Here is a 21,396-nt window from a genome sequence, read left to right on the forward strand (position 1 = left end):
TTGCCGAAACCAACTGATTTCGGCAACACAAGTATTGGGCAGGCGCTTACTTGATGTAGCCGCCGCGGGTCATTTCGCGGGTGCTGACCTGCTGGGCCTGTGCAAGCGCGTCATCGACGCTGGACTGACCGGCAAGCGCTGCCGAGAACAGCTGGCCAACGGTGGTGCCGAGGCTCTGGAACTCGGGGATCGAAACCCACTGGCCACCGATATACGGAACCGGCTTCACGGTCGGCTTGGTGATGTTGGCAGCCTGGATCGCCTTGAAGGTCGGGCCGGCAAACGGCGTCTTCTTGTATTCCGCATTGTCGTAGAGCGAGGTGCGCGTGCCGGGAGGAACGGCGGCCCAGCTTTCCTTGGATGCGACGAGCTCGGTATAGCCCTTGCTGGTTGCCCAGCCGATGAACTTCTGTGCAGCCTCAGCCTTGGTCGAGCCGGCCGGGATTGCGAGGTTCCACGACCACAGCCAGTTGCCGTGATTGTCGACGCCTTCCTTGGACGGGAAGATCGCATAGCCGACCTTGTCGGCAACCGTCGAGTTCTTCGGGTCGGCGACGAAGGAAGCGGCAACCGTCGCATCCATCCACATGCCGCACTGGCCCTGCTGGAACAGCGTCAGGTTCTCGTTGAAGCCGTTGGAAGAGGCACCGGACGGGCCGGCATCCTTCATCAGGTCGACATAGAACTGCAGAGACTCCTTCCACTCCGGCTGGTCGAACTGGGGCTTCCAGTTCTCGTCGAACCAGCGGCCGCCGAACGAGTTGTTGAGCGCGGTGAGGAACGCCATGTTCTCGCCCCAGCCGGCCTTGCCGCGAAGGCAGATGCCGCTGAGATTGGCGTTGCGGTCGGTGATCTTGCGCGCAGCGTCGGCGATGAACTCCCAGGTCGGGTTTTCCGGCATAGTCAGGCCGGCCTTCTCGAACAGGTCGGTGCGATACATCAGCATCGCGGATTCGCCGTAGAACGGCGCAGCATAAAGCTTGCCTTCCATCTGGAGGCCGCTGCGGATGGACGGGAGCAGGTCGTCGGCATCGTAGTCGGCGCCCAGATTGTCGAGCGGCAGGAGCCAGCCCTGCTTGGCCCAGATTGGCACTTCATAGTTGCCGATGGTCATGACGTCGTACTGACCGCCCTTGGTGGCGACATCCGTGGTCACGCGCTCGCGCAGAACGTTTTCTTCCAGCGTCACCCAGTTGAGCTGGATGTCCGGGTTCTTCGTGGTGAAATCTTCCGTCAGCGACTGCATGCGGATCATGTCGCCGTTGTTCACGGTCGCAATGGTCAGCGTGGTCGATTGTGCCTGCGCAGTGCCGGCGATTGCCAGCAGCGAACATGCGCCGAGCATCAGTGTTTTCAGCGTCATCCTGTACCTCCCGTTTGGGGCTTTTCAGCAAATGCCTTCGCCTTGGGCGAATGTCCGAAGCTTGGCGTCTAAGTCAATAAAAATCTGTTGCTGCAATGCAGCGAAAGCGCGGGTTTCCGCGCTTTTCCAGAAGCATCCACTAGGTAGGTCCAGCTTTGAACTGGTCCAGTAGCCATTCGCGGAATGCTTTGATTTTAGCAACATTCCTGCGGCTTTCGGCATGAACCAGCCAGTAATTCTGGCCATCGCTGCCCAAATGCTCGAAAGGCTGCACCAAAGCTCCGCTACGTAAAGCTTCTCCAAAGAAGGCTGGCGTCAGCATGGCAACAGCATTGCCGGCAAGCGCAGCACTCGCGGCGATGGCCTGTGACTCCAGATCGTTGCGCGGCCGTGTCGCCAGACTGTCGGGCGGCAGGCCGACGCTTTCCAGCCAGCTCGCCCACCAGGGATCGAAGGCGTCGATGATCGGCAGGCGAAGCAGGTCGGCGGGTTCGTTCAACGGCCCTGCGCGATTGAGAAGGAGCGGGCTCAGCATCGGCGTGAAGGTGATCGGCATGAGCTTGTGTGCTGCCAACCCTGGCCATTTCCCGAAGCCGCCACGAATGCCGACGTCGACCTGCTCGCGCGTGAAATCGCGGTTGCGCGATTCGGTATCGAGGCGAACCGCGATATGCGGATGCTCGAGTTGAAAAAGCCCAAGCCGCGGCGCCAGCCAGTTCGAAGCAAAGGTCGCGACACTCGACAACGCCAACACGGACCGGCTTTCACCGCGCGCATCCTTATAGGCCTCGCGCAGACGCTCGAACGCATCGCTGACCGACGGGCTGAAGCGCGCGCCGACCTCCGTCAGTTCCACCTGGCGCGGTCGGCGCAGAAAGAGGGGGCGCCGATGCGGTCTTCCAGCACCTTGATCTGGTAGCTGACGGCCGCCTGCGTCATGCCGAGCTCTTCCGCCGCCTTGGTGAAAGACAGCAATCGCGCAGCCGCTTCGAACACCCGCAGAGCCGCAAGCGGAGGCAGATCCGACGCGTCAGGCATAAACGCTCCTTATGCATCCTGATCGAGGTTCGATTGGATCAATAAGCGCCGAACGATCACCTTTCTGCAAGATGCAGATTGGGAGAAAGATCATGAGAAGCGACGGTGTTGTCCTAGGTACAGTTGAAGTTTCGCTGCTGGCGCGCGCTATCGCGGCAGCTTTGGCAATGATGAAGCGCGGAAGAACCGCTTCCAGACCGCCCCATCTCCGCCGCGAAGACCTCACGCCTCATCTGGCGCGCGATCTCGGTCTCACTGATGGTATGGAAAAGCCCAGCCTATCGCCGGGCATCATCGAGCAGGCGCCGCGCCTTTGAAGCGCCTGCCATCCGCTATCCGTCACTCCGGCAGGCGGAACGTCTTGAAGCGGTTGTCGCGAACGTGGAACAGCTGACCGGTCTCGGTCCGGTCCGGTCCGGTGATCGCCACGATGCGCGCCGCGACTTCGCTGGCGGTCGGCAGGGTGGACGGGTCTTCGCCAGGAACGGCCTGAGCGCGCATGGCAGTACGCGTCGCGCCGGGATCAACGGCGTTGACGCGCAGTGCCATGTTCTTGGTTTCGTCAGCCCAGCTGCGCGCCAGCGCCTCAACCGCAGCCTTCGACGCCGCATAAGGACCCCAGAAGGCGCGCGGGTTGGCAGCAGCCCCTGAGGATAGCAGCAGCGCGCGGCCAGCTTCCGACTGGCGCAGCAGCGGATCCACCGAGCGGATCAATCGCCAGGTCGCGTTGACGTTGAGCGTCATGACCTGCTCGAACACTTTCGCTTCGACGTGGCCGAGCGGTGCAATGACGCCGAGAACGCCGGCATTGGCGATCAGGATGTCCAGCTTCTTCCAACGCTCGAAGATCGCGCCACCCAGGCGGTCGATGCCAGCCATGTCGCCCAGATCGAGCGGCACGAGGGTGGCTTCACCCTTGCCGGTCCGCGCGCGTTCTTGGCGGATGTCGTCGTCCAACTCTTCGAGGCCGCCGACGGTGCGTGCCACCGCGATGACATGCGCACCGGCTGCCGCCAACTGCTTGGCGAGATGATAGCCGATGCCGCGCGAAGCGCCGGTTACCAGCGCGACCTGTCCGGTCAGATCAGGGGCAGTGCTCATGGGCCTGTATCCAGCTCCCGATTGTTGAAAACTGAGCGCTGATAGCGGGATTTCGGCGCTCACGGAACCCCGCCCGCTCAGCCACCTTGTCGCGTGCAGCCAGGTCGCCTAGGTAAGAGCGGCCGGGACGACCCGGCTTATCACAGACATGGATGGGGACGACCTCATCGCCTCTCATAGGAGATCGGGCGATGGCCTGGATCATTCTCATCATTGCCGGCCTGTTTGAAGTCGGCTGGGCCGTTGGCCTCAAATTCACCGAAGGTTTCACCCGCATGGTGCCGACGGGTCTGACGGTTGTTTCCATGGTCATCAGCCTTGGCTTGCTGGGCATCGCCTTACGCACCCTGCCGCTCGGCACGGCCTACGCAATCTGGACCGGCGTTGGCACAGTCGGCACTGCCATTCTCGGCATGGCGCTGTTCGGCGAGCCGGCGCAAGCGATGCGGCTCGTTTGTATCGGCCTGATCGTTGCGGGTATTGTCGGGCTGAAGCTCGTCACCCATTGAGCAAAGAAAAAGGCCGGTTTGATCCGGCCTTTTGCTGCACCTGCCTAAGGGCGGCTCAACCGTTGCTGGCCAAAAGCGACAACTTGTTGCCCATGGTCTCGCCATCCTTGTCGAGGAGGCGAGTCGGATAATCGCCGGTGAAATAGTGGTCGGTGAACTGCGGCCGCGCATTGTTGCGCGGCATGCCGCCGACTGCACGATAAAGCCCATCGATCGACAGGAACTCAAGCGAGTCGGCGCCGATATAGCGGCACATCGCTTCCAGGCTGTCATACTGGTTGGCCAGCAGCTTCTCGCGATCCGGCGTGTCGATGCCGTAATAATCCGGATAATAGATCATCGGGCTGGCGACGCGCAGATGCACTTCGCGCGCGCCGGCATCGCGGATCATCTGCACAATCTTCAGCGAAGTCGTGCCACGCACGATCGAATCATCGACCAAGACGACGCGCTTGCCCTCGATCATCGCGCGATTGGCCGAATGCTTCAGCTTTACGCCAAATGCTCGGATCTGCTGCGTCGGCTCGATAAAGGTGCGGCCGACATAGTGATTGCGGATGATGCCGTATTCAAACGGAATACCGCTTTCCTGCGCATAGCCGAGGGCTGCCGGCGTGCCGCCATCGGGCACCGGCACGACGACATCGGCCTCAACCGGTGCTTCCCGCGCGAGGTTGATGCCCATGTTCTTGCGCGCAACATAAACGCTGCGTCCGCCCACGACCGAATCCGGCCGGGCGAAATAGACATACTCGAACAGGCACAGCCGCTCCGGCTGCCCGTTGCCAGCCTTGCGCGCATCGATCGAAATCGAGCCATCCGGCTGGATCTCGCAGATGATGACTTCGCCATTCTCGACATCGCGGACGAACTTCGCCCCAATGATGTCGAGTGCGCAGGTCTCGGAAGCAAAGATCGGCTTGCCGTCGAGTTCGCCCATCACCAGCGGCCGAATGCCGGTGGGGTCGCGCGCGGCAATCAGCTTGGTCCGGGTAATCGCTACCATCGAATAGCCGCCTTCCATCTGGCGGATCGCATCGATGAAGCGGTCGGCCGTGGAGGAATAGCGCGAGCGGGCGATCAGGTGCAGAACCACTTCGGTGTCCGACGTGGACTGGCAGATGGCGCCGCCGGCAATCAACTGGCGCCGCAGCGTCAGACCGTTGGTGAAGTTGCCATTATGCGCAATTGCAATGCCGCCGACTTCCAGCTCGGCAAACAGCGGCTGCACGTTGCGCAGGGCCACTTCGCCGGTGGTGGAATAGCGCACATGGCCCATTGCGATCGTGCCGGGCAGCTTCGCCAGCGTGACCGGATCGGTATAATGATCGCCGACCAGGCCCATGCGGCGCTCGGAATGGAAGCGCAAACCGTCGAAGGACACGATGCCGGCCGCTTCCTGCCCGCGATGCTGCAGGGCGTGAAGGCCAAGCGCCGTCAGAGTGGCCGCGTCGGGGTGGCCGAGGATGCCGAAGACGCCGCATTCCTCATGCAACTCGTCGCCGAAAACATCATCGACCTCGGAACGGTGATCGTCCGAGGAAAGGTCCGCACCATGCATCATGAAGGCCCTTCAGCTCGCGCTCGCTGGCTTAAAGCGCGCATATAATGAAAGTCTGCGCGCTTCGCCACTCAGTTGTTCGTGACGCCGTTATTTTGAGCCGGCTCACCTTCCGGCGTAGAGTCAGGGCCAGGCGCTGCATCAAGGCCCGGCGCCGTGTCGCTCGCCGAAGGCTCCGCAGGCGTCTCAGGCGCCGGCGTCGCTTCTTCTTCCTGGCCGCGAATGCGATCGAAGATCGAATTGTCGGGATCGGACGGCAGCAGCGCTTCGATCCGCGCACCGATGTTTTCCAGCATCGGACGCGACTTCGCGAATGTCACCCAAGCCGGCGGATTGGCGCCAACGAGCCAGTTGAAGAACAGCAGGGCCACGGCGACGACAAGGATGCCGCGCGCCGCGCCGTACAGGAAGCCGAGCGTGCGATCCAGCGCTCCAACGCGGCTGTCGATAATGAAGTCGGCGATCTTCATCGTGATCACCGTCACCAGGATCAGGGCGAGCACGAAGATCACGGCTGCCGAAGCGGCCAGCGCGAGCTTCTCATTGTCGATGTAAGGCGTGAGATAGGGCAGGGCGACGGGATAGAAGAAGTAGGCCGCTGCAGCCGCCGCGATCCAGGATGCGATCGACAGGATTTCGCGCGAGAAACCGCGCACCATGGCGAGCAAGGCGGATACGAGGGTGAACCCGATGAGGATTCCGTCGAGCAATGTGATCGGCATGGTTCCCCTTAAGTCGCCGTCGAAACAGTTTCCGCCCAACGCGGGCTGTTAGTCGCCATCAGTGCTTCCACGCTTCGTTGCCGCGATGCGTGCGACGAGATCGGCAAGAACGGAAGGCTGAAAAGATCGGGCGGAGAACGCGCCGGCGGCATCGTCACCAACGACCGGCATCGCTGCTTGTCGAAAACCGAGCTTTTCTGCTTCTTTCATCCGCTGCGACGCATGCGCCACGGGCCTGATCGCACCCGAAAGGCTAATTTCGCCGAAATAAACGCAATCGGCAGGCAGAGCAAGGCCGGTCAGGGATGAGACGAGGGCGGCAGCGACGGCCAAATCGGCCGCGGGCTCGGTGATGCGGTAGCCGCCGGCGACGTTGAGATACACGTCATGCTGCGCAAAGCGCACGCCGCAATGGGTTTCCAGCACTGCCAGAACCATGGATAGCCGCGATGAATCCCAGCCGACAACGGCGCGGCGCGGCGTGCCGAGCGGCGAAGGGGCAACCAGCGCCTGGATTTCCACCAGCACCGGCCGCGTGCCTTCCATACCGGCGAACACCGCCGCACCCGGCGACTTGATGCTGCGCTCGCCTAAGAAAAGCTCGGACGGATTGGCGACCTCACGCAAACCCTTGTCCGACATCTCGAACACGCCGATCTCGTCGGTAGGCCCGAAGCGGTTTTTCACCGTGCGCAGAATGCGATAATGGTGGCCGCCTTCGCCTTCGAAATACAGCACGCCATCCACCATGTGCTCAACCACGCGCGGCCCGGCGATCTGCCCTTCCTTGGTGACGTGGCCGACCAGCACGATCGCAGCGCCCGTGGATTTTGCGTAGCGAATCATCGCTTGCGCAGAGGAGCGCACTTGCGTGACCGTGCCCGGCGCAGAGTCGGCCGTGTCGGTCCACAGCGTCTGGATCGAGTCGAGAATGACGAGGTCGGGCCGCTTGCCGTCCGCGATCGTCGCCAGAATGTCCTCGACATTGGTTTCGGCGGCCAATTCGACCGGCGTGGATGCGACGCCGAGGCGCTGGGCGCGCAGCCGGATCTGCGCAACAGCTTCTTCGCCCGACACGTAAACGATGCGGTGCCCTTTGGAGGCCAATGCGGCTGCGGCTTGGGTCAGCAGGGTCGACTTGCCGATGCCAGGATCGCCGCCGACAAGGAGCGCAGAGCCACGCACGAAGCCGCCGCCGGTCGCACGATCCAACTCGCCTATGCCTGAAATGATGCGCGGCGCATCTTCGATCTCACCATCGAGCGAGGTTAGGGTGACGGCACGACCCTTGCGCGCCGAGCGCATAGAAGACGGGCCGCTGCCGATGCCGCCGGCAGTGCCTTCCTCGACCAGCGTGTTCCATTCACCGCAGCCGTCGCATTTGCCGGCCCAACGGGAGTGAACCGTGCCGCAGTTCTGGCAAACAAATTGCGAGCGCGCCTTTGCCATCAAGCGGCTCCAATGATGCGGCGATGGTAGCGTGAGCCTAGAGAGGTGAGGATCTCGTAGGGGATCGTGCCGGCCGCCTTGGCAACGCGCTCGATTGGAATGTTCTCTCCGATCAGTTCGATCTGGTCGCCGACCTGCACGCGGTCGACGCCAACGTCCGTCACATCGAAGATCGTGAGATCCATCGTAACACGGCCGACCACCGGCACATGCCGCCCATGCAGAAAGCCCCCGCCACCCGCCGCTTCCACACCGCGCAAGGGGACGCCGGCACCGGAGCCCGCCCGCAGATAGCCGTCGGCATAGCCGACCGACGCGACGGCCAAAATGCTGTCGCGAACGAGCACGGCCGAGCCATAGCTCACGCCTTCACCTGCCGACGCCGCCCGAACCTGAACGACGCGCGCCTTCAACGTCACCACCGGCTTCTGCGAAGCGGCGTCCGGCAGACCGATGTAAAGCGCGATGCCCGGACGCGTCAGCGACTGATGGAAGTCATCACCCAGAAAGATGCCGGCCGAACTAGCCAGGCTTGAATCAATATGCGGAAAAGCGTCGCGAACCCGTTGAAAGGACTCGAGCTGGCGCTGGTTCAGCGGATGCTCCGGCTCATCCGCACAAGCCAGATGGCTCATCACGAGCACGATGTTCAACGCGCCGCGACGGCTTTCGTTCTCAGCCAAGGCGAGGGCTTCGGGAACGGTCAGACCCAGCCGTGTCATGCCCGTATCGACGTGCAGCGCACATGGACGCTGTTCGCCGATCGTCGCGCAAAAATCCGACCATATGGCAACGTCCTCAAGCGAGTTGAGGACGGGGGTCAGATCCAATGCAGCGTAAAGTCGAGCGACGTCTTCGCTGACGAGCCCAGCCAGAACGAAGATCCGGGCGTCATCAGCGTATTGCCGTACGATCAAGCCTTCTTCCGGCATCGCCACGAAGAAGTCGCGGCAGCCTTCCGACAACAAGGCCGGAACCACCACGTCGCTGCCAAGGCCATAGGCGTTGGCCTTCACGACACCCGCGGTCCTGGCGGGATGGGACGCCTGCGCCAAAGCGCGGTAATTGGCCTTGAGGGCGTCGAGGTCGATGATCAGCTCGCCGCCCGCGATCCGGGGATCGACGCCGTTGCCCGCGTCCCGCTTTGTGCTTGTCACTATTCGTACCGCTCCGGCAGATGGCTTTCTTCGGCCAGGTCCGAGAAGCGCGTGAATTCGCCCTGGAACGCGACCTGGACCGTGCCCGTGGGACCATGGCGCTGCTTGCCGATGATGATTTCGGCCTTGCCGCGGGCGTCATTCATCTCGCCCTCCCATTTGATGTAGTCGTCGGTGCCGGGCTTCGGCTCCTTGTTCTTGAGGTAATACTCCTCGCGATACACGAAGATCACCACGTCGGCGTCCTGCTCGATCGAACCCGATTCACGCAGATCCGACAGCTGCGGACGCTTGTCGTCGCGGCTTTCAACCTGACGAGACAGCTGCGACAACGCCATGATCGGCACGTTCAGCTCCTTGGCCAGCGCCTTGAGGCCGGTCGTGATTTCGGTGATTTCCTGCACGCGGTTCGACGAGGATTTGCCCGAACCCTGCATGAGCTGGATGTAGTCGATCACCATCATGTCCAGCCCGCGCTGTCGCTTCAAGCGCCGGGCACGCGCGGCCAGCTGGGCGATCGAGATGCCACCGGTCGAGTCGATGTAAAGCGGCAGCTTCTGGTTCATCTGCGAATAAGCGACGAGCTTGTCGAAGTCCGATTCCGTGAGATCGCCACGGCGGATCTTCGAAGACGGCACCTCCGTCTGCTCGGAAATGATACGCGTCGCCAGCTGTTCGGCCGACATTTCCAGCGAGAAGAAGGCGACCACGCCGCCGTTCTTGGCTTCGAGCGTGCCATCGGCCTGCTGCGCCGCCTCATAAACGGAAGCGATGTTGAAGGCGATGTTGGTGGCAAGCGAGGTCTTACCCATGCCAGGACGTCCCGCAACCACGATCAAGTCGGAGCGCTGCAAGCCGCCCATGCGGTTGTCGAGATCGCGGATGCCGCAGGCGATGCCTGACAGACCGCCATCGCGCTGGTAAGCAGCGCTGGCCATGTCGACGGCCGTCTTCATCGCATCCGAGAAGGACTCGAAGCCACCGTCATAGCGACCCGTTTCCGCCAGCTCGAACAAACGCCGTTCGGCGTCCTCGATCTGCTCCTGCGGCGCCATGTCGACAGGCGCGTCATAGGCGATGTTCACCATGTCCTCGCCGATGGTGATCAAAGCGCGGCGGGTCGCCAGATCATAGATCGCCCGGCCGTAATCGGAGGCGTTGATGACGGTCACCGCTTCCGCCGCAAGCTTGGCGAGGTAAAGCGACACGGTCATGTCGCCGACCTTGGCGTCACCCGGCAGGAACGTCTTGATGGTGACCGGCGTCGCCATCTTCCCCATGCGGATCATTTCCGCACAGATTTCCCAGATCTTGCGGTGCAAAGGCTCGCCGAAATGCGCGGCCTTAAGGAAATCGGAAACCCGGTAAAAGGCATCGTTGTTGATCAGGATCGCGCCCAGCAGCGCCTGCTCGGCTTCGATATTGTGCGGTGCTTCGCGATAAAGCGGCGCCGCGTCATTGACCGGTACTTTCCTAAGCGCTTCCGCCATTTGCCTCGTGCCCCTGCTTATGTCGGTCTAGGTATCAGAACGCGTCAGCCAGATACGCATGACCTTGCGCTTCCACCCATGATCCACAGCATGTGAACAGCCGGCCATAAAGACATTGACCGTTGCACCCCGTCAGCCATAACTGAGTCGAGAACAAGAACAAAACAGGAATTGGTTGGCGTGGTTCGGAACCACGCGTTTCGTTTTCGAAGGCAGAAGCAGCAGCGCCAGCCAGCCGGCGCACCGGGGAAGATGGGCTTCCTCGGCTGCGGCAACAGCCTTGCCTTCGGATGGAGGTGACGATGATGTGGTTTATACCACTAAACGTCAGCTTTGAGATGAAGAGGACCCGGAGCGGCTGGCATGTCGTACTCCGGGTCCGTATACTTCTCTAAGCACAACGGGAGGTAGGCAGCAACCTGCCTCCCACCTCCATATTATAGTGGCGATCTCTGAAAACGTCAAAGTGCCGCTAAGCTGCCGCGCCTACTTCTGGCCCGCCCGCTTTCGGGTCCGCTGCCTTCGCGGGCTGATGCTTTCCGGCAGGAGCGGCAAGGGCGCCGCGTGGTCGCGTTCGTAGATGTAGTCGCGCGTTACCGGCAGCACGTCGTTACGCTTGGTGATCTGGATCTGGAACACCATCATGTCCTGCCAGCGGAAGGCGGCTTCGGACCCTGACAGGTAGAACTCCCACATGCGGCAGAAGCGCTCGTCATAGATCGCTTTCGCCCTCTCTCGGTTGAGGAGGAAGCGCTCGCGCCAGACCTTCAGCGTGTCGGCGTAATGATGGCGCAGGATTTCGATGTCGGTCACCATCAAGCCGGCGCGCTCGATATGCGGCAGCACTTCCGACAGCGAGGGAACGTAGCCGCCAGGAAAGATATATTTGCGGATGAAGGCGTTCGTGGCGAGCGGCGGCGCGTTGCGGCCGATTGAATGCAGGACCATCACGCCATCGGGCTTCAGCAGCGTTGCAGCAGTGTCGAAGAAGGTCTTGAAATGATTCACGCCGACATGCTCGAACATGCCGACCGAAACGATCCGGTCGAAACGCTCGGACAGGCTGCGATAATCGCGCAGCTCGAAATGCACATGGTTCTCCAGGCCTTCGCTTTGCACGCGCTCGGTTGAAACAGCATGCTGTTCGGTGGACAGGGTCACGCCCAGCACATCCACGCCGAAGTCGCGCGCAAGATAGAGCCCCATCCCGCCCCAGCCCGAACCGATGTCGAGCACGGTCTGCCCTGGCTTCAGGTCGAGCTTGGCCGCGATATGCCGCTTCTTCGCCGCCTGCGCTTCTTCCAGCGTCATGTCCGGACGCTCGAAATAGGCGCAGGAATACTGCATGTCCTCGTCGAGGAAGAGTTTGTAGAGCTCGCCTGAAAGGTCGTAATGGCGATGGACGTTCTCGCGTGAACGCTTCTCGGTATTCAGCTGCTGAAAGCGCTTGAACAGGTTGCGGAACGCATCGAGCGACCGGCCGGACTGCGAGTTGCTCCAGGCGGAATTGTTGTAGACCAGCCGAAGCAGCGCCAGCATGTCGCCGCGCAAAAAGTCCACTTCCTCGTTCATGAAGGCTTCGCCAACATGCAGGGTGGGATCGAGCGCGATAGCACGCTCGGCCTGCTTGGTCTTGATCCAGACATGAACCGGATCACCGGTTCTGTCCCCGAAGTGGTGAATGATGCCGGACGGGTCGGTGATGGCGAGATCACCGATTTTGACCACGCGTTCGATAACACTGCGCAGAAGTCTGTTCATTCTTGAAACCCAAGTGCCGTTGCCGGGTGCTCGAACTCGAAGAATAGCCAGAATGATCCCTGTGACATTGCGCCACAAGACATAAAAAAAGCCCGGGACAACAATCCCGGGCTTTGGTCCAAACAATGAGAAGGCTTAAGCTTCTTCGCCGTTGTCTTCGTCTTCTCCGTCCTCGTTCGGATCGAAGAAGTTGTCGGGACGGGCGTTCTCGTTGATGTCGTCGCCATAGATCGCTTCAGCGGTCGTCAGCGTTTCGCCGCGTGCCTGGCGCTCGGCTTCTTCGCTCGAACGGGCGATGTTCAGCGTAACCGTGACTTCGACCTCCGGATGCAGCGCGATGGCAACATTCGACAGGCCGATCATCTTGATCGGGTGGTTGAGTTCGACCTGGTTGCGCGAAACCGAGAAGCCCTCGGCGGTCAGGATGTCGCCGATGTCACGGGTCGAAACCGAACCGTAGAGCTGACCGGTTTCACCGGCCGAACGCACGACGATGAACGTCTTGCCGTCGAGCTGGTCGGCGATCTGCTGCGCTTCGGACTTGCGCTCGAGGTTGCGGGCTTCGAGCTGCGCGCGCTGGCCTTCGAACTTCTTCTTGTTGGATTCGTTGGCGCGCAGCGCCTTGTTCTGCGGCAGCAGGAAGTTGCGGGCAAAGCCGTCCTTGACCTTGACGGTGTCGCCCATCTGGCCGAGGCGCGCGATGCGCTCGAGAAGAATAACTTGCATGGATCTGGTCCTTCGATGTCGCCGAAACGGCGAAGATGGCGTTGAGCCGCGAAAGAAGGACAGGATGGTTTGAACCACCAGTGACGCTGTCCTGCCATGCGGCAGTTAGGGCCTGAGCCCAACTCGGATTTTACTTACTCTCCATCCGCCGATCGGAAGGAGAAACGGGCGGCACGAATGCCGCCCGAAACACTTACTTCACGACGTAGGGCAGGAGGCCCAAGAAGCGGGCGCGCTTGATCGCCTTGGCGAGTTCGCGCTGCTTCTTCTGGCTGACAGCCGTGATGCGCGACGGCACGATCTTGCCACGCTCGGAAATGTAACGCTGCAGCAGGCGCACGTCCTTGTAGTCGATGCGCGGTGCGTTGGCGCCCGAGAACGGGCAGGTCTTGCGACGGCGATGGAAGGGCCGGCGCGTCGGGATCTGATTGATGTCGACCATTATTCAGCGCCCTCTGCCTGAGCTTCACGAGGACGACGCGGAGCGCCGTCACGGTCGCCGCCGAAGCTGCGCGGACCACGATCGCCGCCGCGATCACCACGATCGCGATCGCCGAAGCCGCCACGGCCGCCGCGGTCACCACGATCGCCGAAGCGGTCGCCGCGCTCGCGGTCGTCGCGCTTCTGCATCATGGCCGATGCGCCTTCTTCGTGCTTCTCGACCTTGATGGTCATGAAGCGAAGGATGTCTTCCGACAGGCCCTGCTGACGCTCGAGCTCGGCAATCGCCGCGGCAGGCGCGGTGATGTCGATCAGCGTGAAGTAGGCCTTCCGGTTCTTGTTCATCCGGTAGGTGAGGGACTTCAGTCCCCAGTTCTCAATCCGGCCAAACGAGCCGCCCAAGCCTTCGACGACGCCCTTGTACTGTTCGACAAGCGCATCGACCTGCTGCTGGGACAGGTCCTGACGGGAAAGGAACACATGTTCGTAAAGAGCCATTGTTCGCCTTTCTTCGTTTGATCTTCCGGTCCCAACGGCAAAGCCTCTGCGACATTTCGAGCCACATGAGGTGGCAGGGAAAGGCGCGATGTCGAGACGGTCGAGAGAGGAGACACGGGAGGCAGGAGACCCTTCGGCTCCACGACAGGTCCTGGCTTTTGCCAAAACACGGCCCTCCGTTCAGCCCCCAGCTGAGACCGGCAGAATGGCGCGCTTATACAGGGCGCTCGGGTAAAAGCAAGCCGCGGCAGGCAAGAGCACCGGCATCTTTTCGAATCGGTCGCCTTTTGCGATCCGGGCTCCAAGTCTTGACAGCGCCGTTGCGCTTGCGCCACACGCGCCGCCAACCAGAGGATGACCCCGGAAGGACAACCCGATGAGCATCGCATTCACATTCCCCGGTCAGGGCAGTCAAGTCGTCGGCATGGGCAAGGATCTCGCCGACGCCTTTCCGGAAGCGCGCGCCGTGTTTCAGGAAGTCGATGACGCGCTCGGCGAGAAGCTGTCGCAGTTGATGTGGGATGGTCCTGAGGATCAGCTGACGCTGACCGCAAACGCCCAGCCGGCGCTCATGGCCGTTTCGCTTGCCGCGATTCGGGCACTTGAAGCCCAAGGGTTCGATCTCGCTTCCAAGATTGCTTATGTCGCCGGCCATTCGCTCGGCGAATATTCCGCGCTCGCTGCCGCCGGCACGTTCTCGATCGCCGACACTGCGCGCCTGCTTCGCATTCGCGGCAATGCCATGCAGGCGGCCGTACCGGTGGGCGAGGGGGCGATGGCTGCGATCATCGGTCTGGAACAGGATGTGGTTGAAGCGGCTTGCGCTGAGGCAGGCCAGGGCTCGGCCTGTCAGATCGCCAACGACAATGGCGGCGGCCAGCTGGTGATTTCCGGCGCCAAGCCTGCGGTGGAACAGGCAGCGCGCATCTGCACGGAAAAGGGCGCCAAGCGCGCACTCATGCTGCAGGTTTCCGCGCCGTTCCACTCTTCTCTTATGGCGCCCGCTGCCGATGCAATGCGCGAGGCACTGGCCAAGGTGCAGAAGAACGCGCCGAAGGTTCCGGTTGTCGCCAACGTCGTCGTTTCGCCTGTGAGTGACCCCGATGAAATCGCAGCACGCCTCGTGGAGCAGGTCACCGGCCGCGTGCGCTGGCGCGAAACGATCGAGTGGTTTGCGGCGAACGGCGTGACCACGCTTTATGAGATCGGCTCGGGCAAGGTTCTGTCGGGCCTGGCTCGCCGCATCGACAAGTCGCTGGCAACGGCCAATGTCGGCACGGCTGCCGAGGTCGAGGCCGCGCTGGCTGCTTTGAAGTAAGACGCCGTCCTGCTAAGGGCTTATGCGTTCGAAGGAGATATTCATGTTCGACTTGACCGGCCGCAAGGCTCTGGTGACCGGCGCGACCGGTGGTATCGGCGAGGAAATTGCCCGTGCGCTTCATGCGCAGGGTGCAACCGTCGGCCTTCATGGCACGCGTCAGGAAAAGCTTGAAACCCTCGGCAACGAACTCGGCGAGCGCGTAAAGCTGTTCCCGGCCGATCTGAGCGACCGCGATGCGGTCAAGGCGTTGGGCCAGAAGGCGGAAGTCGAGCTGGAAGGCGTCGACATCCTCGTCAACAATGCCGGCATCACCAAGGATGGCCTGTTTGTGCGCATGTCCGATGCGGATTGGGACAGTGTTCTTGAAGTGAACCTGACCTCCGTGTTTCGCCTGACGCGCGAACTCACCCACCCCATGATGCGCCGCCGCTTTGGCCGCATCATCAACATCACGTCCGTGGTCGGCGTCACCGGCAATCCCGGTCAGGCCAACTACTGCGCGTCCAAGGCCGGCATGATCGGCTTTACCAAGTCGTTGGCGCAGGAAGTCGCGACCCGCTACATTACGGTCAACTGCGTGGCGCCCGGCTTCATCGAATCGGCCATGACCGGCAAGCTCAACGACAAGCAGAAGGACGCGATTCTCTCAGCTATTCCGTCCAAGCGCATGGGCACGGGCGCCGAGATTGCGGCAGCGGTGATTTATCTCGCCGCTAACGAAGCCAGCTATGTCACCGGCCAGACTTTGCATGTAAACGGCGGCATGGCTATGATCTGACGCGTGGAACGACAGCTTGATGTTGTCGTTCTCGTAAAATGGTTTGTGGATGGCATCTCTCGCGGTGAAAACACTGCGGAAGCTGTTGTAAACCCGGTGAAGACTATGTTTTTTCAGCTTGATTAGCGGCAAACGTGCCGCTAACCAGAGCACTCAACGAAGGAAACCCAAGGGCCCTGTCATGAGCGATACCGCAGAGCGCGTTAAGAAGATCGTCGTCGAGCATCTCGGTGTCGAAGCCGATAAGGTTACGGAGCAGGCTAGCTTCATCGACGACCTGGGCGCTGACTCGCTCGACACCGTCGAGCTCGTGATGGCGTTCGAAGAAGAATTCGGCGTCGAGATCCCGGACGATGCCGCCGAGACGATCCTCACGGTTGGCGACGCCGTGAAGTTCATCGAAAAGGCTCAGGCCTGATCGTTTCTACGAGCGGCGCGCCTAGCGCCGCTCGGTTCAACTAAGGTCGAAACTCCATCGTTTCGATTTCTCCAGGAGGACGGTCATGAGGCGCGTCGTCGTCACAGGCATGGGCCTCGTGACTCCCTTCGGCTCGGGTGTCGAGCATAGCTGGAAGTCCATTCTCGCGTCCAAGAGCGCGATCAAGACAATTGATCACTTCCAGACCGACGATCTGGCTTGCAAGATCGCCGGCGTTATTCCGCGTGGCGATGGCACAAACGGGACCTTTAATCCCGAGGCCTATCTGGAGCCCAAAGAGCTCCGCAAGATTTCCGATTTCATTCTCTATGGTATCGCGGCTGCTGACGAAGCGCTGAACGATGCCGGCTGGCATCCGCAGAGCGAGGATGATCGTTGCGCAACCGGCGTGATGATCGGCTCGGGCATTGGCGGCCTTGGTGGTATCGCCGAAAACGCCCTGATCCTGCATGAAAAGGGCCCGCGCCGCGTCAGCCCATTCTTCATTCCAGGCAACATCATCAATCTCGTTTCCGGCCAGGTTTCGATCCGTCACGGATTGAAGGGCCCGAACCACGCGGTCGTCACGGCCTGCTCGACCGGCGCGCACGCGATCGGCGACGCGTCGCGGCTCATCCAGTTCAGCGATGCCGACGTGATGGTGGCAGGCGGCGCCGAATCGCCGGTCATTCGCCTGTCGATCGCTGGCTTCTCGGCAACTCGTGCATTGTCCACCGGCTTCAATGACACGCCGGAAAAGGCGTCGCGTCCTTACGACCGTGACCGCGATGGCTTCGTCATGGGCGAGGGCGCCGGCGTTGTGGTTCTGGAAGAGCTGGAACACGCAAAGGCGCGCGGCGCCAAGATATACGCCGAGGTTGTCGGCTATGGTTTGACCGGCGACGCCTACCACATCACGGCTCCTTCCGAGACCGGCGATGGCGCATTCCGTTGCATGAGCGCGGCTCTCAAGCGTGCCAACCTTGCAGCAGCCGACATCGACTACATCAACGCCCATGGCACCTCGACCATGGCCGACACGATCGAGCTCGGCGCCGTCGAGCGTCTGGTGGGCAATGCTGCCTCGAAGATTTCGATGTCGTCCACCAAGTCGGCAATCGGACACCTTCTGGGCGCGGCTGGCTCGGTCGAGGCGATTTTCTCGATCCTTGCCATGCGCGACAACGTCGCTCCGCCCACGCTCAACCTCGACAATCCCTCCGTCGAGACGGCCGTGGATCTCGTGCCGCACAAGCCGCGCGAACGGCAGATCGACGTGGCCTTGTCGAACTCGTTCGGCTTCGGCGGCACCAACGCATCCCTCGTGATGCAGCGTTACGCCTGACGCGGGGCATCTGCCCCGTTCCTCGCAGGCCAAGAAGCATGAGCTGCGATTTCCGCCATATTCGGCGGTAGATTGGGCCGATTCTGCCAAGGAGCACGTTGCGACACGATGAGCATGGATCCCTACGATCAGCCGCCTGCCGCCGGGTCTCAGCCAAGCCGACCAATCGTGCCGAAATCGGCCAATGACGCGCTGCGTCCCGAGCGCGGCCTGCCGCCCCCGCGCCGATCCAAGGGTTCGCGCAGCCAGTTCGTGGTGTTCCTGAACTTCATCGTCGCCTGCCTGGTTCTGGCCGCGGTCGGCGGTCTCGTCGTGGCTTGGTTCGGCAAGTCAATGTTCGAAGGGCCGGGACCTGCCCAGCACACCGAACTCGTTATGATCCGCCCTAATTCCAGCAGCGCGACGATCGCCGACACGCTGGAGCGTGCCGGCGTCATCAGCGACGCCCGCGTTTTCCGTATAGGCCTGCGCGTCAACGGCGCGGATAACCAGCTCAAGGCCGGCGAATACGAGGTCAAGGCGGGCGCTTCCATGCGCGACATCATGGAACTCTTGCAAAGCGGCAAGTCCGTGCTGGCGTCGCTCACTATCCCCGAAGGCCTCACCGTGCAGCAGGCGTTCGCGCGCATTGCCGAGAACGATGCGTTGAGTGGCGACATGCCGACCGACATGCCGCCGGAAGGTGGCCTGCTTGCCGAAACCGAACGCTTTACCCGCGGCATGCAGCGCAAGGCGTTGGTCGACAAGCTGGTGGATCGTCAGAAGGAGCTGGTGGAAACGATCTGGGCGCGCCGCCAGTCCGACTTGCCGATCAAGACGGTCGAAGAGTTCGTTACGCTCGCTTCCATCGTGGAGAAGGAAACGGCGGTCTCTGATGAGCGCCCGCGCATCGCCGGCGTGTTCATCAATCGCTTGCGCAAGAATATGCGCCTGCAATCCGATCCGACCATCGTCTATGGCCTGTTTGGCGGGGCAGGCAAGCCGGCGGATCGCGCGATCTACCGCTCAGACATCGACAAGACCACGCCCTACAACACCTACCGCATAGACGGCCTGCCGCCGACGCCCATCGCGATCCCCGGCCGTGCGTCGCTGGAAGCGGTGGCGAACCCGTCGCGTACGAAGGAACTGTATTTCGTTGCGGACGGCACGGGCGGTCACGTCTTTGCCGAAACGCTCGCCGAGCATAACGAGAACGTCGCGCGCTGGCGCACCATCCGCCGCCAGCAGGCGCAGACCGCCGGTCAGTCCGCTGCGGAAGCGGAAGAAACCCTGCCGGTCGAATGACCTCGGACAGACGCCCAGGTCGAGCTTCGTCCACCGGCCTGCAGAGCATGACCGGCTTCGCGCGCGCATCCGCGACACAAGCCGGCACGGCGATTGCCTGGGAGCTGAAATCCGTCAATGGCAAGACGCTGGAAGCACGTCTGCGCCTGACGCCTGGCTTCGAACGCCTTGAACAACCGGCCCGCCAAGCCCTGCAGCGCCGGTTCGCGCGCGGCAACATTCAGGGACAGCTAACGATTTCGCGCCAGACCCTGCAAGCCCCACCGGTCGTCAACGAAGCCTTCCTGCGCGATCTTGCAGGCCTCGCCAAGCGCATCGAAGACCAGTTCGGCGCTGCCCCCGCCACCTCGGCTCAGCTGCTGGCGCTGCGCGGCGTACTGGAAGTGTCGGACGCCGCAGAGAGCGAAGATGCGCGCTCAGCGCTCGACGCCGCGATCCTTGCCGCCTTGACCGAAGCGCTCGATGCGATGGAACAGGCGCGCCGCAGCGAAGGCGAGGCGCTGTTCGACATCCTGTCCAGCCATATCGACCACATCGAAGCACTGACGCAGCGCGTCCAGGCCGACCCGTCGCGCGACCCTGCCGTCATACGCGCCCGTCTTGCCGAACAGGTTCGGCTCCTGCTGGACAGCAACGCTGCGCTCGATGAAGCCCGCCTCAACATGGAAGCGGCGCTGCTTGCCACCAAGGCCGACATTCGCGAAGAGGTCGACCGGCTGACGACCCATGTCGCGGCAGCCAGGCAGCTGCTTGCCGCCGGCGGACCGGTGGGCCGCAAGCTCGATTTCCTGGCGCAGGAATTTAACCGCGAATCGAATACGCTTTGCTCGAAGTCGAACGCCGCGTCTGTGACGGCCATCGGCCTGGAACTGAAGGTCGTGGTCGACCAGTTCCGCGAGCAGGTTCAAAACCTGGAGTAGATCATGCGGACGGACCAACCGTCAAAGACCATCCGCCGCCGCGGCGTGATGCTGGTTCTGTCGTCGCCATCAGGCGCCGGCAAGTCGACCATCGCGCGCACACTTCTGGAACAGCATGAATTCGAGCTGTCCGTCAGCGTTACAACCCGGCAGCGCCGTGGCAGTGAGATCGATGGCGTCCATTATCGCTTCATCTCGCGCCGCGAGTTCGAAAGCCTGCGCGACGACGATCAGCTGCTGGAATGGGCAGAAGTCCACGGCAATTACTATGCGACACCACGCGATGCGGTCGAAAAGGCCATGTCGGAGGGACGCGACATGCTGTTCGACATCGATTGGCAGGGCGCACAGCAGCTTCGCGAGAAGATGAACACGGATCTCGTATCGATCTTCATCCTGCCGCCATCGATGGCTGAACTGCGCACGCGATTGAAACGCCGTGCGGAGGACCCGGACGACATCATCGAAACCCGTCTGACTAATGCGCGGATCGAGATCGAACGGTGGCGCGAGTACGACTACGTGGTGGTCAATGACGACCTCGACCGCGCCTTTGGCGAGGTTCGCGCGATCGTCGCGGCCGAGCGGCTCCGTCGTGATCGCCGGCCCGGCATGTATGATTTCGTCGCGGGTCTGCTTTCCGAAAAGGCCACAAAGCCGTAAGTGCGCTCAGGCGACGGCGTTCGCCAGTCGCACGAACTCTTCGATTTCCAGCGTTTCCGCGCGGCGCGTCGGATCGATCTCGGCGCGTTGCAACAGCGCTTCGCCGCCCAGAACCTTCAGGCTCTGCCGCAGCATCTTGCGGCGCTGGCCGAACGCGGCCTGCGTGACGCGCTCAAGCATACGCAGGTTCACCGGCAAGGGGGAAGGGCGCGGCACGAGGTGCACAACGGACGAGGTCACCTTCGGCGGCGGCGTAAAGGCCTGCGCGGGCACGTCGAAGGCAATGCGCGCTTCCGTGCGCCAGCCCGCCATCACGGCTAGTCGGCCAAACGCGCTGTCGCCTGGACGCGCCACGATGCGTGCCGCTACCTCGCGCTGGAACATCAGCGCCATGCTCTCGTAGAAGGGCGGCCACGGCTCCACCGTCAGCCAGCGGATCAGCAGTTCCGTCCCGATATTGTAGGGCAGGTTCGCGATGATGCGCACGCGCGTCCGACTGCCAGCAAGCGCGGCGAAGTCGGTCGCCATCGCATCGCCGGGAATCACGGTGAGCCGGCCGGGATAATGCGCCGAAATCTCGTCGAGAATGGCAAGGCAGCGCTCATCTCGTTCAATGGCGATCACCTCGGCGCCCTGCGACAGCAGCGCACGCGTCAAACCACCAGGGCCGGGACCAACTTCGATGACGGTGACGCCATCGAGCGGCCCAGCGACCCGCGCGATCTTGCCCGTCAGATTGAGGTCAAACAGAAAGTTCTGGCCGAGCGCCTTTTTGGCAAAGAGCCCGTGGCGCTCGACAACCGCTCGGAGCGGGGGAAGGTCTTCCATCAGCGTGTGGTCAAGCGGCA

Annotated in this window: 21 protein-coding genes and 1 pseudogene; 9 read left to right on the plus strand and 13 right to left on the minus strand. The window is 62.1% G+C overall.

Annotation, left to right across the window (positions count from 1 at the left end; all coding sequences use genetic code 11):
- Positions 1–46: 46 nt before the first annotated feature.
- Positions 47–1,363 carry an ABC transporter substrate-binding protein gene (locus IE166_RS02375; RefSeq protein ID WP_189501429.1) on the minus strand — a complete coding sequence of 439 codons (1,317 nt, stop codon included), beginning with the start codon at positions 1,361–1,363 and terminating at the stop codon, positions 47–49.
- Positions 1,364–1,502: 139 nt separating this feature from the next.
- A pseudogene (locus IE166_RS02380) lies at positions 1,503–2,401 on the minus strand (LysR substrate-binding domain-containing protein).
- A 92-nt stretch (positions 2,402–2,493) separates the two neighbouring features.
- Here IE166_RS02380 and IE166_RS02385 point away from each other — a divergent pair.
- Positions 2,494–2,718, plus strand: a complete 225-nt coding sequence (locus IE166_RS02385; RefSeq protein ID WP_189501430.1) for a hypothetical protein — start codon at positions 2,494–2,496, stop codon at positions 2,716–2,718.
- A gap of 22 nt (positions 2,719–2,740) precedes the next feature.
- Here IE166_RS02385 and IE166_RS02390 read toward each other — a convergent pair whose 3' ends face one another.
- Complete coding sequence (locus IE166_RS02390) at positions 2,741–3,502, minus strand: SDR family NAD(P)-dependent oxidoreductase (RefSeq protein ID WP_189501431.1); 762 nt, start codon at positions 3,500–3,502, stop codon at positions 2,741–2,743.
- Between the two features lie 191 nt (positions 3,503–3,693).
- Between IE166_RS02390 and sugE the strand changes: the two genes are divergently transcribed.
- Positions 3,694–4,011 carry a quaternary ammonium compound efflux SMR transporter SugE gene (sugE, locus tag IE166_RS02395; protein ID WP_189501432.1) on the plus strand — a complete coding sequence of 106 codons (318 nt, stop codon included), beginning with the start codon at positions 3,694–3,696 and terminating at the stop codon, positions 4,009–4,011.
- A 55-nt stretch (positions 4,012–4,066) separates the two neighbouring features.
- Here the strand turns inward: sugE and purF are convergent, their stop codons facing one another.
- The 9 genes from purF to rpsF form a co-directional block, all read right to left on the minus strand.
- Complete coding sequence (gene purF, locus IE166_RS02400; protein ID WP_189503192.1) at positions 4,067–5,572, minus strand: amidophosphoribosyltransferase; 1,506 nt, start codon at positions 5,570–5,572, stop codon at positions 4,067–4,069.
- Between the two features lie 71 nt (positions 5,573–5,643).
- On the minus strand, positions 5,644–6,294 hold the full coding sequence (locus IE166_RS02405; RefSeq protein ID WP_189501433.1) for a CvpA family protein: 651 nt from the start codon (positions 6,292–6,294) through the stop codon (positions 5,644–5,646).
- A gap of 48 nt (positions 6,295–6,342) precedes the next feature.
- Positions 6,343–7,743 (minus strand): DNA repair protein RadA, encoded by a 1,401-nt coding sequence (gene radA / locus IE166_RS02410; RefSeq protein ID WP_189501434.1) that lies wholly within the window; start codon positions 7,741–7,743, stop codon positions 6,343–6,345.
- On the minus strand, positions 7,743–8,900 hold the full coding sequence (gene alr, locus IE166_RS02415; RefSeq protein WP_244641298.1) for an alanine racemase: 1,158 nt from the start codon (positions 8,898–8,900) through the stop codon (positions 7,743–7,745). Before alr ends, radA begins: the two co-directional genes overlap by 1 nt.
- On the minus strand, positions 8,900–10,390 hold the full coding sequence (locus IE166_RS02420) for a replicative DNA helicase (RefSeq protein ID WP_189501435.1): 1,491 nt from the start codon (positions 10,388–10,390) through the stop codon (positions 8,900–8,902). Before IE166_RS02420 ends, alr begins: the two co-directional genes overlap by 1 nt.
- Positions 10,391–10,876: 486 nt before the next feature.
- Positions 10,877–12,151, minus strand: coding sequence for an SAM-dependent methyltransferase (locus IE166_RS02425; protein WP_189501436.1), 1,275 nt, complete (start codon positions 12,149–12,151; stop codon positions 10,877–10,879).
- 135 nt (positions 12,152–12,286) lie between these two features.
- Positions 12,287–12,877, minus strand: a complete 591-nt coding sequence (gene rplI / locus IE166_RS02430; protein ID WP_189501437.1) for a 50S ribosomal protein L9 — start codon at positions 12,875–12,877, stop codon at positions 12,287–12,289.
- A gap of 193 nt (positions 12,878–13,070) precedes the next feature.
- On the minus strand, positions 13,071–13,319 hold the full coding sequence (gene rpsR / locus IE166_RS02435; protein WP_173190471.1) for a 30S ribosomal protein S18: 249 nt from the start codon (positions 13,317–13,319) through the stop codon (positions 13,071–13,073).
- Positions 13,319–13,816 carry a 30S ribosomal protein S6 gene (gene rpsF / locus IE166_RS02440; protein ID WP_189501438.1) on the minus strand — a complete coding sequence of 166 codons (498 nt, stop codon included), beginning with the start codon at positions 13,814–13,816 and terminating at the stop codon, positions 13,319–13,321. Before rpsF ends, rpsR begins: the two co-directional genes overlap by 1 nt.
- 376 nt (positions 13,817–14,192) lie before the next feature.
- Between rpsF and fabD the strand changes: the two genes are divergently transcribed.
- The 7 genes from fabD to gmk all read left to right on the plus strand — a co-directional run bounded on the left by fabD (position 14,193) and on the right by gmk (position 20,548).
- The gene (gene fabD, locus IE166_RS02445; protein WP_189501439.1) at positions 14,193–15,134 is read left to right on the plus strand and encodes an ACP S-malonyltransferase; all 942 of its coding nucleotides are present in this window, start codon (positions 14,193–14,195) and stop codon (positions 15,132–15,134) included.
- Between the two features lie 43 nt (positions 15,135–15,177).
- Positions 15,178–15,915 carry a 3-oxoacyl-[acyl-carrier-protein] reductase gene (gene fabG / locus IE166_RS02450; protein WP_189501440.1) on the plus strand — a complete coding sequence of 246 codons (738 nt, stop codon included), beginning with the start codon at positions 15,178–15,180 and terminating at the stop codon, positions 15,913–15,915.
- 181 nt (positions 15,916–16,096) lie between these two features.
- Positions 16,097–16,333 (plus strand): acyl carrier protein, encoded by a 237-nt coding sequence (locus IE166_RS02455; RefSeq protein ID WP_189501441.1) that lies wholly within the window; start codon positions 16,097–16,099, stop codon positions 16,331–16,333.
- 85 nt (positions 16,334–16,418) lie between these two features.
- On the plus strand, positions 16,419–17,678 hold the full coding sequence (fabF, locus tag IE166_RS02460; protein ID WP_189501442.1) for a beta-ketoacyl-ACP synthase II: 1,260 nt from the start codon (positions 16,419–16,421) through the stop codon (positions 17,676–17,678).
- 108 nt (positions 17,679–17,786) lie between these two features.
- The gene (gene mltG, locus IE166_RS02465; RefSeq protein ID WP_189501443.1) at positions 17,787–18,965 is read left to right on the plus strand and encodes an endolytic transglycosylase MltG; all 1,179 of its coding nucleotides are present in this window, start codon (positions 17,787–17,789) and stop codon (positions 18,963–18,965) included.
- A gap of 47 nt (positions 18,966–19,012) precedes the next feature.
- Complete coding sequence (locus IE166_RS02470; RefSeq protein WP_189501444.1) at positions 19,013–19,885, plus strand: YicC/YloC family endoribonuclease; 873 nt, start codon at positions 19,013–19,015, stop codon at positions 19,883–19,885.
- Between the two features lie 3 nt (positions 19,886–19,888).
- Complete coding sequence (gmk, locus tag IE166_RS02475) at positions 19,889–20,548, plus strand: guanylate kinase (RefSeq protein ID WP_244641299.1); 660 nt, start codon at positions 19,889–19,891, stop codon at positions 20,546–20,548.
- A gap of 6 nt (positions 20,549–20,554) precedes the next feature.
- Here gmk and rsmA read toward each other — a convergent pair whose 3' ends face one another.
- Positions 20,555–21,376 carry a 16S rRNA (adenine(1518)-N(6)/adenine(1519)-N(6))-dimethyltransferase RsmA gene (gene rsmA, locus IE166_RS02480; protein ID WP_189501445.1) on the minus strand — a complete coding sequence of 274 codons (822 nt, stop codon included), beginning with the start codon at positions 21,374–21,376 and terminating at the stop codon, positions 20,555–20,557.
- Positions 21,377–21,396 lie beyond the last annotated feature (20 nt).

Source organism: Tianweitania populi (assembly GCF_014652875.1).
GTDB classification, from domain to species: domain Bacteria; phylum Pseudomonadota; class Alphaproteobacteria; order Rhizobiales; family Rhizobiaceae; genus Tianweitania; species Tianweitania populi.

Excerpts from the sequence above, each read along its gene's own strand:
- IE166_RS02375 (WP_189501429.1), bottom strand. The coding sequence starts at position 1,363 with ATGACGCTGAAAACACTGATGCTCGGCGCATGTTCGCTGCTGGCAATC.
- IE166_RS02385 (WP_189501430.1), top strand. The coding sequence starts at position 2,494 with ATGAGAAGCGACGGTGTTGTCCTAGGTACAGTTGAAGTTTCGCTGCTG.
- IE166_RS02390 (WP_189501431.1), bottom strand. The coding sequence starts at position 3,502 with ATGAGCACTGCCCCTGATCTGACCGGACAGGTCGCGCTGGTAACCGGC.
- sugE (WP_189501432.1), top strand. The coding sequence starts at position 3,694 with ATGGCCTGGATCATTCTCATCATTGCCGGCCTGTTTGAAGTCGGCTGG.
- purF (WP_189503192.1), bottom strand. The coding sequence starts at position 5,572 with ATGCATGGTGCGGACCTTTCCTCGGACGATCACCGTTCCGAGGTCGAT.
- IE166_RS02405 (WP_189501433.1), bottom strand. The coding sequence starts at position 6,294 with ATGCCGATCACATTGCTCGACGGAATCCTCATCGGGTTCACCCTCGTA.
- radA (WP_189501434.1), bottom strand. The coding sequence starts at position 7,743 with ATGGCAAAGGCGCGCTCGCAATTTGTTTGCCAGAACTGCGGCACGGTT.
- IE166_RS02420 (WP_189501435.1), bottom strand. The coding sequence starts at position 10,390 with ATGGCGGAAGCGCTTAGGAAAGTACCGGTCAATGACGCGGCGCCGCTT.
- IE166_RS02425 (WP_189501436.1), bottom strand. The coding sequence starts at position 12,151 with ATGAACAGACTTCTGCGCAGTGTTATCGAACGCGTGGTCAAAATCGGT.
- rplI (WP_189501437.1), bottom strand. The coding sequence starts at position 12,877 with ATGCAAGTTATTCTTCTCGAGCGCATCGCGCGCCTCGGCCAGATGGGC.
- rpsR (WP_173190471.1), bottom strand. The coding sequence starts at position 13,319 with ATGGTCGACATCAATCAGATCCCGACGCGCCGGCCCTTCCATCGCCGT.
- rpsF (WP_189501438.1), bottom strand. The coding sequence starts at position 13,816 with ATGGCTCTTTACGAACATGTGTTCCTTTCCCGTCAGGACCTGTCCCAG.
- fabD (WP_189501439.1), top strand. The coding sequence starts at position 14,193 with ATGAGCATCGCATTCACATTCCCCGGTCAGGGCAGTCAAGTCGTCGGC.
- fabG (WP_189501440.1), top strand. The coding sequence starts at position 15,178 with ATGTTCGACTTGACCGGCCGCAAGGCTCTGGTGACCGGCGCGACCGGT.
- IE166_RS02455 (WP_189501441.1), top strand. The coding sequence starts at position 16,097 with ATGAGCGATACCGCAGAGCGCGTTAAGAAGATCGTCGTCGAGCATCTC.
- fabF (WP_189501442.1), top strand. The coding sequence starts at position 16,419 with ATGAGGCGCGTCGTCGTCACAGGCATGGGCCTCGTGACTCCCTTCGGC.
- mltG (WP_189501443.1), top strand. The coding sequence starts at position 17,787 with ATGAGCATGGATCCCTACGATCAGCCGCCTGCCGCCGGGTCTCAGCCA.
- IE166_RS02470 (WP_189501444.1), top strand. The coding sequence starts at position 19,013 with ATGACCGGCTTCGCGCGCGCATCCGCGACACAAGCCGGCACGGCGATT.
- gmk (WP_244641299.1), top strand. The coding sequence starts at position 19,889 with ATGCGGACGGACCAACCGTCAAAGACCATCCGCCGCCGCGGCGTGATG.
- rsmA (WP_189501445.1), bottom strand. The coding sequence starts at position 21,376 with ATGGAAGACCTTCCCCCGCTCCGAGCGGTTGTCGAGCGCCACGGGCTC.